This window comes from Rhabdothermus arcticus, assembly GCF_055382915.1.
On the sequence record NZ_AP043808.1, the window covers coordinates 1,604,793 to 1,618,418 of the forward strand.

The 13,626-nt window shown below is 69.6% G+C and carries 14 protein-coding genes; 8 read left to right on the forward strand and 6 right to left on the reverse strand.

Annotated features, from left to right (window positions below):
• The first annotated feature begins 19 nt into the window (after window positions 1-19).
• Genes ACZ48Y_RS08365 through ACZ48Y_RS08395 form a run of 7 tightly spaced genes read left to right on the forward strand, consistent with a single transcriptional unit; the run spans window position 20 to window position 6,713 of the window.
• The gene (locus ACZ48Y_RS08365) at window positions 20-1,507 is read left to right on the forward strand and encodes an ABC transporter ATP-binding protein (protein WP_464740296.1); all 1,488 of its coding nucleotides are present in this window, start codon (window positions 20-22) and stop codon (window positions 1,505-1,507) included.
• Window positions 1,504-2,568, forward strand: a complete 1,065-nt coding sequence (locus ACZ48Y_RS08370) for an ABC transporter permease (RefSeq protein WP_464740298.1) — start codon at window positions 1,504-1,506, stop codon at window positions 2,566-2,568. The genes ACZ48Y_RS08365 and ACZ48Y_RS08370 overlap by 4 nt, the downstream gene beginning before the upstream one ends.
• Entirely contained in the window at window positions 2,561-3,487 is a 927-nt protein-coding gene (locus tag ACZ48Y_RS08375) for an ABC transporter permease (RefSeq protein WP_464740300.1), read from the forward strand. Before ACZ48Y_RS08370 ends, ACZ48Y_RS08375 begins: the two co-directional genes overlap by 8 nt.
• A gap of 16 nt (window positions 3,488-3,503) precedes the next feature.
• Window positions 3,504-4,646, forward strand: coding sequence for a BMP family ABC transporter substrate-binding protein (locus ACZ48Y_RS08380; protein WP_464740302.1), 1,143 nt, complete (start codon window positions 3,504-3,506; stop codon window positions 4,644-4,646).
• 60 nt (window positions 4,647-4,706) lie between these two features.
• The gene (locus tag ACZ48Y_RS08385) at window positions 4,707-5,186 is read left to right on the forward strand and encodes an arsenate reductase ArsC (protein WP_464740304.1); all 480 of its coding nucleotides are present in this window, start codon (window positions 4,707-4,709) and stop codon (window positions 5,184-5,186) included.
• Between the two features lie 37 nt (window positions 5,187-5,223).
• Window positions 5,224-6,069, forward strand: coding sequence for a hypothetical protein (locus ACZ48Y_RS08390; protein ID WP_464740306.1), 846 nt, complete (start codon window positions 5,224-5,226; stop codon window positions 6,067-6,069).
• A complete protein-coding gene (locus tag ACZ48Y_RS08395) occupies window positions 6,066-6,713 on the forward strand; it encodes an HAD family hydrolase (RefSeq protein ID WP_464740308.1) in 648 nt (215 codons plus the stop codon). Before ACZ48Y_RS08390 ends, ACZ48Y_RS08395 begins: the two co-directional genes overlap by 4 nt.
• Here ACZ48Y_RS08395 and ACZ48Y_RS08400 read toward each other — a convergent pair.
• The gene (locus ACZ48Y_RS08400) at window positions 6,700-7,104 is read right to left on the reverse strand and encodes a DUF4395 family protein (RefSeq protein ID WP_464740310.1); all 405 of its coding nucleotides are present in this window, start codon (window positions 7,102-7,104) and stop codon (window positions 6,700-6,702) included. The genes ACZ48Y_RS08395 and ACZ48Y_RS08400 overlap by 14 nt on opposite strands.
• 62 nt (window positions 7,105-7,166) lie before the next feature.
• Between ACZ48Y_RS08400 and ACZ48Y_RS08405 the strand changes: the two genes are divergently transcribed.
• The gene (locus ACZ48Y_RS08405) at window positions 7,167-9,017 is read left to right on the forward strand and encodes a cation:proton antiporter domain-containing protein (protein WP_464740312.1); all 1,851 of its coding nucleotides are present in this window, start codon (window positions 7,167-7,169) and stop codon (window positions 9,015-9,017) included.
• On the opposite strand, the gene ACZ48Y_RS08410 is transcribed toward ACZ48Y_RS08405, so the two are convergent.
• Genes ACZ48Y_RS08410 through ACZ48Y_RS08430 form a run of 5 tightly spaced genes read right to left on the reverse strand, consistent with a single transcriptional unit; the run spans window position 9,014 to window position 13,626 of the window.
• Window positions 9,014-9,781, reverse strand: coding sequence for an ABC transporter permease (locus tag ACZ48Y_RS08410; RefSeq protein WP_464740314.1), 768 nt, complete (start codon window positions 9,779-9,781; stop codon window positions 9,014-9,016). The two genes, ACZ48Y_RS08405 and ACZ48Y_RS08410, sit on opposite strands and share 4 nt — an antisense overlap.
• Window positions 9,778-10,605 carry an ABC transporter permease gene (locus ACZ48Y_RS08415; protein ID WP_464740316.1) on the reverse strand — a complete coding sequence of 276 codons (828 nt, stop codon included), beginning with the start codon at window positions 10,603-10,605 and terminating at the stop codon, window positions 9,778-9,780. The genes ACZ48Y_RS08410 and ACZ48Y_RS08415 overlap by 4 nt, the downstream gene beginning before the upstream one ends.
• A gap of 41 nt (window positions 10,606-10,646) precedes the next feature.
• Window positions 10,647-11,711 carry an ABC transporter substrate-binding protein gene (locus ACZ48Y_RS08420; RefSeq protein WP_464740318.1) on the reverse strand — a complete coding sequence of 355 codons (1,065 nt, stop codon included), beginning with the start codon at window positions 11,709-11,711 and terminating at the stop codon, window positions 10,647-10,649.
• Window positions 11,708-12,769: an ABC transporter ATP-binding protein gene (locus ACZ48Y_RS08425; RefSeq protein WP_464740320.1), complete on the reverse strand. Its 1,062-nt coding sequence runs from the start codon at window positions 12,767-12,769 to the stop codon at window positions 11,708-11,710. Before ACZ48Y_RS08425 ends, ACZ48Y_RS08420 begins: the two co-directional genes overlap by 4 nt.
• The gene (locus tag ACZ48Y_RS08430; RefSeq protein WP_464740322.1) at window positions 12,769-13,626 is read right to left on the reverse strand and encodes a carbohydrate ABC transporter permease; all 858 of its coding nucleotides are present in this window, start codon (window positions 13,624-13,626) and stop codon (window positions 12,769-12,771) included. The genes ACZ48Y_RS08425 and ACZ48Y_RS08430 overlap by 1 nt, the downstream gene beginning before the upstream one ends.

A 13,626-nucleotide genomic window follows, 5' to 3' on the forward strand; every position in this document is an offset into this window, starting at 1 on the left:
GCAACCGCCGTTTCTTTCCGTGAGGAACATCGTCAAGCGCTTTCCGGGGGTCGTGGCCAACGACCGGGTCTCGCTCGAGGTCTGCCCCGGGGAGGTCCACGCCCTCTTGGGGGAGAACGGGGCGGGCAAGAGCACCCTGGTCTCGATCCTCTACGGACTCTTGCAGCCTGACGAGGGCGAGATCCGGGTCCGGGGGCAGCGGGTCACGATCCGCTCCCCCAAGGAGGCGCTGGGGCTGGGGATCGGGCTGGTGCCGCAGCACTTCTTGCTGGTCAAAAAGCACACCGTCGCCGAGAACGCCGCCCTGGGGCTCGAGGGGGCGCCGCTCTGGCAGCCGGCCCGCGCGCTTGCGCCCAGGATCCGCGCGCTCGGCGAGCGCTACGGCCTGCCCGTGGACCCCGAGGCTTACGTCTGGCAGCTCTCCGCGGGGGAGCAGCAGCGGGTGGAGATCCTCAAGGTGCTCCTCCGCGAGGTCAAGCTCCTGATCCTCGACGAGCCGACCAGCGTCCTTACCCCCCAGGAGGCGGAGGGCCTCTTTCGCGTCATGCGGCGTATGACCGAGGCCGGCCACGCGGTGATCTTCATCACCCACAAGCTCGAGGAGGTGATGCGCGTCGCCGACCGGGTCACCGTGTTGCGGAAGGGGCGGGTCGTGGCCAGCCTGCCGGTGGCCGAGGCGGACACCCAGACCCTGGCCCGGCTGATGGTCGGGGAGGCGGCGACCGAGGCCCGGCTGGAGAAGCGCCGCGCCCCCGGCGCGCCGTTCTTCTTCGTCGAGGATCTTTGGGTCAAGGGGGACCGCGGCCACTTCGCGGTCAAGGACGTCACCTTCAATCTCCGCGAGGGCGAGATCGTCGGCGTCGCCGGCGTCGCTGGCAACGGGCAGAGCGAGTTGATCGAGGCCCTCACCGGGCTCCGGCGCCCCGAGCGGGGCTGGATCCGGCTAGGGGCCCAGGACCTCACCCGAAAGGACCCCCGGACCTTTTTTGAGGCCGGGGTGGCCCACGTTCCCGAGGACCGCACCCACCGCGGCGTGGTGGGGCGGCTCTCGGTCGCCGAGAACCTGATCCTGAAGCATTACCGGCGCCCGCCCTTCTCCCGCCGGGGGGTGCTGCGCGTATCCGAGATCGAGCGCTTCGCCATCGAGGCGGTGCGCCGCTATCGCATCCAGACCCCGAGCCTCGCGACCCCGGTGCGGCTCCTTTCCGGGGGCAACATCCAAAAGGTCATCCTGGCGCGGGAGCTCTACGGCGGGCCCAGGCTCTTGGTCGCGGCCCATCCCACCTACGGGCTCGACGTGGGGGCGGCGCGCCAGGTGCACACGCTCTTGATCGAGGAGCGCGAGCGCGGCGCCGGGGTCCTTTTGGTCAGCGAGGACCTGGAGGAGATCCTGGCCCTCTCCGACCGCATCCTGGTGATGTTCGAAGGGCGGATCGTGGCCGAGCTGCGTCCGGAGGAGGCGACGCTCGAACGCCTGGGGCTGTTGATGGCGGGGGTGGCGGCGTGAGGCTCGAGCCGCGTTTGAAGGTCAGCCGGGCCTGGGTCTTTTGGATCTCGGTCGCGGCGGTGGCCCTGGCCCTCCTGGTCAGCCTGCTGCTGCTTGCGCTCTACGGCGTGCCTCCGCTGGAGGCGGCGCGGGCGATCTACCGCGGGGCGCTCGCCGATCCCCGGGGCCTCGCCGAGGTGCTGCGGCGCAGCATCCCCCTGGCGCTGGCCGGGGCCGGGCTGGCGCTGGCCTTCCGGGCGCAGTTTTGGAACATCGGCGCCGAGGGGCAGCTCCTCGTCGGAGCCATCGCCGCCAGCGGGGTCGCGCTCTTTTCCGGCCTGACCTTCCCCTGGATGCCGCTGGCGATGGGCCTGGCGGCGTTCCTGGCGGCCGGGGTCTGGGCGGCCCTGCCCGCCTACCTCAAGGCCCGGCTCGAGGTCAACGACGTCATCACCACCTTGATGCTCAACTACATCGCGATCTACCTGGTGGACTGGCTGATCCACGGCCCCTGGCGGGGCAAGAGCCTCTTCGGCTTCGCCTACACCGAGCGCTTTCCGGAGGCCGCCTGGCTGCCGCTCTGGCCCGGCACCGCGTTGCCCTGGCCGGGCCTGGTCCTCGCGGTGCTGGTCGCGGCGGCGTTCGCCTGGATCCTGCAGCGCACCGCGCTGGGCTTCGAGGCCCGGGTGGTCGGTGAAAACCCCGAGGCCGCTCGCTACGCCGGGGTGCGCGCGACCAGGACGTTGCTCTGGATCGCCCTTCTCTCCGGGGGCGCGGCCGGGCTGGCTGGCTTCGTCGAGGTCGCCGGGCATCACCACCGCCTCCTGGCGCCCCTGCAGATCTCGTTGGGGTATGGCTACACCGCGATCATCGTCGCCTGGCTGGCGCGCAACAATCCCCTGGCGGCGCTCCTGACCGGCCTCCTTTTGGGCTTCGTCTTCGCCGCCGGGGACGTCGCCAAGGTGGCCTTGCAGGTTCCTTTCCAGCTGGTGCAGGCGGCGAATGGGCTGATCCTCTTCGCCCTGATCGCCGCCGAGGTGATCATCCACTACCGGATTCGCTTTGGAGGCCGCGGTGCTTGAGGATTGGCTGATCTCCACCCTGGGGCGGGGGCTGGCCTTTGCCGCGCCCTTGCTGATCGCCGCGCTAGGCGAGCTCGTCGCCGAGCGCGCCGGGGTGATCAACCTCGGGGTCGAGGGGATGATGATCCTCGGGGCGCTCTTTGGCTTCATCGTCGCCGACGCCACCCAGCACCCCTGGCTGGGCGTCCTCGTCGCCGCCGGGGTGGGGACGCTTGCCGCGCTGGTGCACGCCTTCTTCGCCATCACCCTGCGCGCCAACCAGTACGTCTCGGGCCTGGCGCTGACCATGGTCGGGCTCGGCCTCTCCGGGCTCTGGGGCAAGCCGTATGCGGGCAAGCCGCTGGCCGCGCCGTTGGGGAAGGTGGACCTTCCGGGGCTTTCCGCGATCCCGATCCTGGGGCCGGGGCTCTTTTCCGGTCAGAGCCTCCTCGTCTACCTCGCCCTGTTCGCCGCGGTGTTGCTCTGGGCCTACCTCTACCGCACCCGGGGCGGGATCACCCTGCGCTCGGTCGGCGAAAACCCCGCCGCGGCCGACGCCCTCGGGGTCAACGTCATCCTGGTGCGCTACCTCGCGGTCGCCTTCGGGGGGGCGATGGCCGGGGTCGCTGGGGCCTACCTCTCGCTCGCCTACCGGCCCACCTGGACCGAGGGGATGACCGCGGGGCTCGGTTGGATCGCCCTGGCGATCGTGATCTTCGCCGCCTGGGACCCGCTCAGGGCGGTCCTCGCGGCTTGGTTGTTCGGCGCCTTCTATCACCTGGCCTTCCGCTGGCAGGCGTTCTTGGCACCGGAGTTTTTGAAGATGATGCCGTACGCCTTCACCGTGGTGTTCTTGGTCCTAAGCGCCTTGGCCAAGAGCGTGCGCATGAGCGCGCCCGAGGCGCTGGGACGCCCCTACGTGCGGGGCGAGCGCGAGTAATGGGGAGGATGAGGGAATGAGGAGAGCGGTTTTGGCGGTGCTGTTGGTGTTGGCGTCCCTGGCGATGGCCCAGGGGAAGCTCAAGGCCGGTTGGATCTACGTGGGGCCGATCGGCGACTACGGCTGGACCCACGCCCACGACGTGGGCCGTAAGGAGGCGGAGAAGGCCTTCCCCTGGCTGGAGACGGTCTACGTCGAGAGCGTCCCCGAGGGGCAGGTGGGCAGCGTCATCGATCAGCTGGTGCGTCAGGGGACGAAGGTCATCTTCGCCACCAGCTTCGGCTACATGGACGGGGTGCTGGACGCGGCCAAGCGCTACCCCAACGTGATCTTCGCCCACGCCACCGGGTTCAAGCGGGCGCCGAACGTCGCCACCTACATGGCGGACTTCTACCAGGTCTACTACCTCAATGGCCTGATGGCCGGGGCGCTGACCAAGACCGGGAAGGTCGGCTACGTCGGGGCCTTCCCGATTCCCGAGGTGAAGCGGCACATCAACGCCTTCACCCTGGGGGTGCGGGCGGTCAACCCCAACGCCAAGGTCCTGGTGCGCTGGATCTACGAATGGTACAGCCCAGCCGCGGCCAAGGAGGCGACCGAGGCGCTGGTCGCGGAAGGCGCGGACGTCTTCGCCTTTACCGAGGACTCGCCGACCGTGGTCCAGGTCGCCGCGGAGCACAAGCTGCCCTCGTTCGCCCACTACTCGCCGATGCTCAAGTTCGCCCCGGACTACGTGGTGAGCGGCCAGCTGGTGCGCTGGGGGGAGATCTACAAGGACTTCCTGGCCAAGGTCTACGCCGGGCTCTACACCCCCAAGAACCTCACCGACGTCGACTACTGGTGGCTCTTGCCCCAGAAGGCGGTGGAGCTGGGCGCGGACTTCGGCGTTCCGGTGAACCCCAAGTTCATCCCCGTTTTGAAGGCTAAAAAGGTCAAGCACCCGATCTTCGGCGAGGTGAGCGTCTACGACCTGGTGACCAAGCTCCACGGGCTGATGCAGGACGTCGAGCTCGCCTTCGATCCCTTCCAGGGCCCGATCAAGGACCGTCAGGGAACGCTGCGGGTGCCCTCCGGGCTGCGTCTGACCAAGCACCAGCTGGAGACGATGGAGTGGGCCGTCGAGGGCGTCGTCGGTCCCTGGCCCAACGAGCCCAAGTAGGCGAAGGGGACGATTGGCGCGGGGCGTTCGCCCCGCGCTCGTTTGCCAAAAGGCGGGCGAATGCAGCCAAACAACGAGAAAAAGCCGCTCCGGGTGCTGGTGCTCTGCACCCACAACTCGGCGCGCAGCCAGATGGCCGAGGGCTGGCTCCGGTATTTCGCCAACGAGGCCGGGCTTTGGCTCGAGGTCCACTCCGCGGGCACCGAGAAGACCCGCCTCAAGCCGGAGGCGGTGCGGGTGATGGCCGAGGTGGGGATCGACCTCTCCGGCCAGGTCTCCAAGACCCTCTTCGAGGTCCCGGACCCCTGGAACTTCGACCTGGTGTTCACCGTCTGCGACGCCGCCGCCGAGGCTTGCCCCAGCTACCCGGCCCGGACGTTGCGCCTCCACGTTGGCTTTCCCGACCCCTCGGGACAGCCCCTTTCCGCCTGGCGTCGGGTGCGGGACGCGATCGGCCGCGTTGCCCGCCGCCTCGTCGCCGCGCTCGCCGCCGGGGAGGTCCCGGACGAAGCGGCCCTGGTCCGCGCCGCCGAGGTCTGACCTGGGCGAGGGCCGGGGCTGGCGTAGACTGGGGTGAATGGCGCTTTCAAGCAACGCCCCCCCGAGCTGGCCCCGGCCCGAGGCCCGCGACTGGGCCGAGGTCCTGAGGGCCCTCAACGACCCCGCGCGGGGGCTCAGGGTGGAGCGCCTCACGCCCGCCTTTCCCTCCCACGAGGGGGTGCTCTTCGCCGACGCGTTGGTGCGGGACGGGCGCGGGGTTTCCCCGGTCTTCTTCTTCGATGAAGCTGGGGAGGCGGCGGCGAGGCGCTTTTACGCCGCGGCCGGCTACCTCCTCGGCCATTTCCCGGCCCTGGAGCCGGTCTACTACGCCCCGGAATCGCTGGAACCGGTGCCCCACAGCGCCGCCGACGCCGGGCTGGAGGCCGGCTTCGTGTTGCGCCCGGTGGTGCGGGCCCGGCCCGGGCGCTATCCGCTCTGGCGCAGCGAGGACAGGGAGCGGCGTTTTCTCTGGACCCCGCTTTGGCCCTTGATCACCCAGCACATGCAGTTTCTGGCCGGGCGCGAGTGGGTGGGCCTGGGGTTGGTGCTGCAGGCGCTTGGGCTGACCCCTCACTGGCAGGCTGCCGGCGAGGTCAAGGACCGCCTCCTCCTCATCCCCCTCGAGGCCCCCGACGGCACCGCCTTCCTCCTCACCTACCGGCCGGACCGGGGGCTGCGGCTGCACCTCCACGAGGGCGAGCCGGAGGCGGCCTTCTTCCACTGGTGGGACTGGTTCTTCGGCTACCTCAAGCGTCACTGGCCCGAGGACGCTCCCCCTCCGGCGACCTCGAGCCCCCCGTTGCGCTGGTGGCGGGCGCTCCGCCAGAGGCTTGAGGACACCCCGGCGGCGATGGTCGCCGCGGTCCACCCGGAGGGCGCGTGATCCGGGCGGTCTTCTTCGACGCCGGGGGGACGCTGATCCACACCGACCCCCGAACCTGGCTCCCGCCGGTGCTCGAGCGCTTTGGCGTCGCCGCCGACTGGCGGCGGCTGCCCGAGGTGCTCCCCCCGCTCTTCGCCTGGTACGACGAGGCCCACCTCGAGGCCGATACCCCGGAGAAGGCCAAGGCCCTCTGGCACACCTTCGACCTGCGCCTGCTCGAGGGGCTCGGCGTCAAGGAGGCCGGGCCGATCGCCGACTGGCTGGTGGCCAACTGGAACCGGCCAGGGCTCTGGCCGAAGACCCCGGGCACGCCCGAGGTGGTGCACGCGCTCAGGGCTCGGGGCCTGAGGCTGGCGGTGGTCTCGAACTGGGACGTCCTCCTGCCCGAGGTCCTGGCCTCGATGGGGCTCGGCGGGGCCTTCGAGGCGGTGATCACCTCCGCCGCGGTGGGGGCCAAAAAACCCCATCCCCGGATCTACCAGGCCGCGCTGGACGCGGTCGGGGTCGCACCCGCGGAGGTGCTCTTCGTCGGCGACCGCGAGGACGCGGACGTTATGATGCCGAAAAAGCTCGGCATGCAGGCCCTCAAGGTGAGCCCCGCCGAGGGGATCCGCCCGGTCCTGGCGGCGCTTAGCGCCCGGTGACCCGAAACCGCAGCATGCGTAGCTGAAAGTACAAAAAGCAGCCCAGGCAGAACCCGAAGACCAGGTTCAAAAGCGCCAGGAGGGCCACCGCCAAGGTGAGGGCAAGCCCCAATCCCCCGAGCCCGAGCCCCCAGGCCAGGCTAGAGAGCCCCAGCATCGCGGTGCCCAGGGCGCGGGCGAAGGCGTGGGGGCGGGGGTCTTCCTCCACCGGGTGGGGCGGGAGCAGAAGCAGCCGCCGCATCCGCGTGAGCGGGTCGAGGGGGGTGAAGCTGAGGGCGAAGAGGGCCGCCAGGACCAGGGTCGGCGCCGGCCCCTCGAAGAGCGCCAAGAACCCGCCGAGGACGAGCAGGGCTTGATTGAAGCAGAGCTGGGTGCGGTCCACCTTGGCCATGGTCCCGTTATACCCCTTAGCGAAGATTTGTCAAGGACGGCGTGCTAGAGTTTTGGGCGTTCATGGACGCCGTCGCCGAGCTGCTCTTGCTCCTGGCCAGCTTCGCCTTCTTGGCCCTGGCCGCGAAGCAGGTCGGCGACTACTTCGCCCGCTACGACCTTCCCCTGATCACCGGGTTCCTCATCGCCGGGGTGCTGATCGGGCCCTACGGCCTCGCCCTGCTCGAGGCCTCGGAACTGGCGCGGTTGCGCTTCGTCGACGAGCTGGCGCTGGCCTTCATCGCCTTCGCCGCCGGGGCCGAGCTCTACCTCCCCGAGCTCAGGGCGCGGCTGCGCGCGGTCTTGAGCGTGACCCTGGCCCAGGTCCTGGCCACCCTTCTGATCGGGGTCTGGGCCGGGCTCTGGCTCCTCGACCGTCTCCCAGGTGGCCGGGCGCTCAGTCCTGAGGCGCTCTTCTTCCTCAGCCTGCTCCTCGCGGTGATCCTGATCGCCCGCTCCCCCTCCTCGACGATCGCAGTCATCCACGAGCTGAGGGCCAAGGGCCCCTTCACCCAGCTGGCCCTCGGGGTCACGGTGATCAAGGACGTGGTGGTCCTCGTCCTCTTTTCCCTGGCCCTGGCCCTGGCCCGGGCGGCCTACTTCGCGGAGCCCCTGGACCTCGGCTTTCTCCTGCGGCTGGGGGCCGAGCTGGCCCTCTCCTTGGCGCTGGCCTACGCCCTGGTCTGGGCGCTCCAAGGGCTCTTTCGCCGCCACTGGCTGCCCGCGCTCAAGGGGGCCGGGCTCCTCCTCCTCGGCTACGGGCTCTTTTTCCTCGAGCACCTCCTTGAAGGGTTGACCCACGAGCAGTTCGGCTACGAGCCGCTCTTGACCGGCATGCTCGGGGCCTTCTTGGTGGTCAACCGCACCCCCTACCGGGACGAGTTCCTGCGGCTTTTGGGCCAGCTAGGGCCGCCGGTGTACGTGGCCTTTTTCACCCTGACCGGGGCCGAGCTCAAGCTCGACGTCCTGGCCCGGGCCTGGCCCTTGGCCCTGGCGTTCTTTGCGGTGCGCCTGGTCGGGGTCTTTAGCGGTTCCTTTTTGGGCGGGGTGCTCGCCGGGGAGCCGCTGCGCTGGGCGGCGCTCTCCGGGCTGGCCTTCGTCACCCAGGCCGGGGTGGCGCTGGGGCTGGCGCGCAAGGTCGCGGACACCTTCCCCGAGGTCGGCGAGCCGCTGGCGACGATCGTCGTCGCCATGGTGGTGCTCAACCAGCTGGTGGGCCCGCCCCTGTTTAAGTTCGCCTTAAAGCGGGTCGGGGAGGCTCGCGCCGGGCTCCGGGTGCGGCGGGTGGTGGTCTTCGGGGACGACGACCAGGCCCGGCTCCTGGCCCAGCGGCTGCGCGCCCGGGGCTTTCGCGTGCAGCGGCAGGGACGGAACCTCGTGCCGGGGGTCGAGGAGGGGGTGGAGGTTGCACCGCTCGATCTCGACCGCCTCCCCGAGGCGGACGTCGCGGTGGGGCTCCTGACCGACGAGGAGAACCTCCGGCTCTGCGAGCGCTACGGCGAGCGGGTGGTGCTCAGGCATCAGGGCCAGCTCCCCCTGGAGCGCTTCGCCGGCTGCCAGGTGCTCAACCCCGCGGTGGCGATGCTCGAGCTCTTGACCCGCTTCGTCGAGAGCCCGGGGGCGGCGGCGCTGCTCTTGGGCCTGGAGGCGGGCCAGGCGGTGCGCGACTTCGAGGTGCAGGACCCCGCGCTCGACGGGGTGCCGCTGCGCGAGCTGCGCCTGCCGCCGGACGTCCTCGTCCTGGCGATCCACCGCGGCGACGAGGCGATCGTCACCCACGGCTACACCCAGCTCCGCCTGGGGGATCGGGTGACCGCGATGGGTAGCCCGGAGAGCCTCGAGGCGGTGGCCCGCCGCTTTGCCGCCCCCGCCTAGCGCCGGCGCAGCGAGGTCATCCCCAAAAGGGCCAAAAGGGTGGTGTAGACGAGGAGGGAGCTCACCGCGCTGGCGATGCGGAAGTCCTCGCGCAGCATCTGGAAGAGGAGCAGGGGCATGGTGATCGTGCCGAAGCCCGCGACCATGCTCGTTACCTCGAACTCGCCCATGCTGATCGCGAAGACCACCAGCGCTCCGGAGAGGATCGAGGGCAGGACGTTGGGGAAGAGCACGTAGCGCAGCCGGGCGAAGAGGCCCGCCCCGCTCGCCGCCGCGGCCTCCATCAGCGGCCCCACCTCGAGGGTGGCCATCCCCGCGTAGACCGAACGGAAGAAGAAGGGAAAGCCCAGGGTGGCGTGGCCGAAGACCACGATCCAGAGCGTTCCGGAAAAGGCCAGCGGTGGGCGGTTGAAGGCCTGCAAGAAGCCCAGCCCGACCAGGATCGGGGGCACCAGGAGGGGGAGGATCTGCAGGGTGCGGCGCAGCGCCTCCCCCGCCCGTCCGGAGAGGCGGTAGGCCGCGTAGACCGTCGGGAAGCCGACGAAGACGTTGATCGCCACCGCCAGGCTGGCGATCAAGAGGGAGAGCTTGACCGCCGGCAGGTACTGGGGGTCGCTGAGGACCCGGCGGTACCACTCGAGGGTGAAGCCCTGGGGCAGGACCCCCTGCCAGACCACCGAAAACGAGTAGACGATCGGGGCCAAAAGGGGCAGGAAGAGGTAGAGCAAGAAGAGCACGAAGAAGAACCAGCCCAGCGCCCTCACCGCCGCCACCTCCGTTCCCAGCGCGTCAGCAGCCAGAGCCCCAGCCCGCTGGTGGCCATCAGCACCACCGCCAGCGCGTCGGCCTGGGGCAGGTCGAAGGAGGACTCGCTGACCAGGGAGTAGATCTGCAGCGAGAGCAGGTTCTTGGCGAAGCCGGTGATCGCCAGGGCGGTGCCGAACGCCCCCATCATCAGCGCCCAGACCACGCTGGAGCCGGCCAGGATCCCGGGGAGGATGTTGGGGATCAGGACGTAGCGCCAGACCGCGAAGCCCTTGGCCCCCGAGGCCCGGGCGGCCTCGACCAGCTCCCGCCCCACCTGCTCGAAGACCGGGGTCATGACCAGCGCCACCAGGGGGATGTTGTAGAAGGGGAAGACCGAGAGCAGGCCGGTCCAGGTGTAGATGTTGAAGATCCGGGGCAGGCCGATCATTAGGAGGAGCTGGTTCAAGACCCCGTTGCGGCCGAAGAGGACGATGAAGCCGAAGGCCACCACCAGGCCGGAGAGGGTGACCGGGATCGAGTAGAAGGAGAGCAAGAAGTTCTTCGCCCGGCGGGGCAGCCGCGCGGTCCAGTAGCCGACGAAGGTCCCGCCCACGGCGGCGATCAGGGTGGAGGCGGTGACGAACCAAAGGGAGTTCTTCCAGGCCTCGAGGTAGGCCGGGGCGGTGAAGGCCAGGACGTAGCGGGAGAAGGTCAGGCCCTCGCGGTCGAGGACGCTGCGCAGGACGATGACCACCACCGGGTAGAGATAGAACAGGGTGATGAAGAGCAGCCCTGGCAGCAGGAGCCAGTGTTCGGGGTTGAGGGGGAGGCGTCTTCGCATCTTGGTTCAAAGGGCCGGGGCCTGGCCCCGGCCCGAAGCGTCTAGCGGATGACCTTGGCGTAGTAGTCGATCAACGCCTGGGAGATCTGCTCTTCCTTCTTGTAGTCGACGAAGAGCGCGTGCTTGTAGGCCTCCTTGGGCGGGAACTTCTTGGCGATCTCCGGCGGCAGCTCGACGTCGGGGCGGATCGGGCTCACGTAGCCCTTGGCGAAGAGGCTCTGGCCGTACTTGGAGAAGATGAACTCCAGGTAGAGCTTGGCGGTGTTGGGGTGCGGGGCGTTCCGGGCTGCGATGTTGCCGCCGCCGTTGGAGAGGGTGCCGTCCTCGGGGATCACCACCTCGGTGGGGAAGGGGAACTGGTCGCGCCACTTGAGCAGGTTGTAGTCGTAGTTGATCAGGATCCCCACCTCGCCGCGCTCGAACTTGGCGGTGGTGACCTTGGGGTCGGTGGAGCCGATCAGCCCCATGCGGTGCAGCTCGGCGAGGAAGTCGACCCCGACCTTGTAGTTGTAGGGGTCGCCGGAGAGGGCGTACGACGCGGCCATCACCGTGGCCACCCCGGTGCCCGTGGCGCGGGGGTCGAGGTAGCTGATCAGCCCCTTGTAGGCGGGGTTCTTGAGGTCACGCCAGCGCCGCGGCACCTGCTTGACCAGGTTCTTGTTGACGATCCACCCCAGGGTGCCCTTGTAGGCCGCGTACCAGGTCGAGCCGTCCTTGCCCACGCCCCGCTGGGAAGGGGGGAGCTTGTCCCAGACGGTCACCTTGTAGGGTAGGGTGAGGCCCTCCTCGGCGAGGAGCATCGCGAACGAGGGCTTGAGGTCGGCGATGTCGTTCTTCGAGGCGTGCTCTTCGCGCATCCGCGCGAGGACCACCGAGCTGCCCATGTCGATGTCCTGGTGACGGATGCCAAAGAGCCGCTGGAACTCGCTGAAGATCTCCCCGTAGTTGGCCCAGATGTTGGGCATGCCGTAGGAGAAGATCACCCCGCCCTCGGCCCGGGCCTTGGTCGCCAGGTCCTTGATGTAGGGGGTGTCGAGCTCAGGGGGAAGCTGGGCCAAGGCCAGGCCGAGCGCCAGTGCCAGGAAAGCCGCGATCCACCGTTTCATCCTTGCTCACCTCCTTGCTCCAAAGGGGCGGTCCCCTTCGAAGCCGAAACCGGAAAGAAGGGGGCGTGTTCGGGAAGCCCGAGGCGCACCCGCGCCCCCGGTCGGGGCGCCTCGGGGGAGGGGACGTCGACCTTGAGCACGACCCCCTCGACGACCACCTCCAGCCGGGTCACCGGCCCCAGGTAGGTCTCCAGCCGCACCGTGCCCTCGAGCGGGCCCTCGGGGTCCAGGCGGATCGCCTCCGGGCGCAGGACCAGCACCCCCCGCCCCGCCCCCTCGACCCGCACCCCCCAGGACCGGTCGCGGAAGAAGAAGACCCCGTCCCGGGCCTCGCCCTCGACCAGGCTCGAGGTCCCGACGAAGCGGGCGACGAAGAGGGTCGCCGGCCGCTCGTAGATCTCGGTCGGGGGGCCGACCTGCTCGATCCTGCCCTCGCGCATCACCGCGACCCGGTCGGAGAGCGCGAGCGCCTCCTCCTGGTCGTGGGTGACGTAGAGGCTGGTGGTCCCCAGCTGGCGCTGCAGGCGCTTGAGTTCGGCGCGCAGCTCCTCGCGGATCTTGGCGTCGAGGGCGGAGAGCGGCTCGTCGAGGAGCAAGACGTCGGGCTCCCGGGCCAGCGCCCGGGCCAGCGCCACCCGCTGTTGCTGCCCCCCGGAGAGCTCCCGCGGGTAGCGGTGCTCCAGCCCGGTCAGGTGGACGAGCTCGAGCAGCTCCATGACCCGGCGCTTGATCGCCTCCGGGGGCCGGCGCTTGAGGCGCAGGGGGAAGGCCACGTTGCCGAAGACGGTCATGTTGGGAAAGAGCGCGTAGTTTTGGAAGACCATCCCCACCGGCCGGTCCTCGGGGGGGATCGCGGTGACCTCGGTCTCGTCGAAGAAGACCCGGCCCTCGTCCGGCCGCTCGAACCCGGCGACCATGCGCAGGGTGGTGGTCTTGCCGCAGCCCGAGGGGCCGAGGAAGCTGAAGAACTCCCCGTCGGCGATGTCCAGCGTCACCTCCTTGGCCGCGACGACGCGGCCGAAGCGTTTGGTCAGGTGGTCCAAGCGAACGCGTGCCACTATGCCTCCCGATAGACGCCGCGGTAGAAGACGATGACCAGGATCAGGGTCAGGGCCAGGAGCAGGTAGGCCAGGGCCGAGGCCAGCCCTAGGTCCAGCCCCAAGAAGGCCTTGCGGTAGATGAAGTAGGCGAGCAGGTCGGTGGCCGCCCCCGGGCCGCCGCGGGTGAGGACGTAGACCAGGTCGTAGGTGCGGAGCTCGGCGATCGTCTGCAGGATCAGCACCACCCCGATCACCGGGCGCAGCATCGGCAGGGTGACGAAGCGAAAGCGCTGGAGATAGGAGGCCCCGTCGACCAGCGCGGCCTCCAGGGGTTCCTTGGGGAGGCTGCGCAGGCCGGCGAGGAGGACCAGGGCGACGAACGAGACCTGCTGCCAGGTGTCGACCAGGGCCAGGGTGGGCAGCGCGAAGCGGGGGTCGCCGAAGAAGTCCGGGGCCTCCAGCCCCAGCCGCCCGATCAGGTAGCTGACGATGCCCAGCTCCGGGTGAAGGATCATCTTCCAGATCAGCGCCACCCCTACCGGGGCGATGAGCATAGGAATCGAGATCACCGCGTAGTAGAACTCCCGGCCCGGGGCGGGCTGGAAGAGCAAGACCGCGATCCCCAGCCCCACCAAGAGCGAGAGGCCGACGGTGAGCCCGGCGTAGAGGACGGTCAGCCGCAGGGAGTTGAGGAAGTAGGGGTCGCGAAAGGCCTCCAGGTAGTGGGCCAGGCCGACGAAGGGCGTAAGGGTGGGCTTTAGGAAGGTGTAGCTGGAAAAGGAGAGCAAGAAGGCATAGCCCAGGGGAAAGAGCACCACCAGGGCCAGGACCAGGACCCCGGGCAACGCAAAGAGCCAGCCCACCCTCGCTTGCAT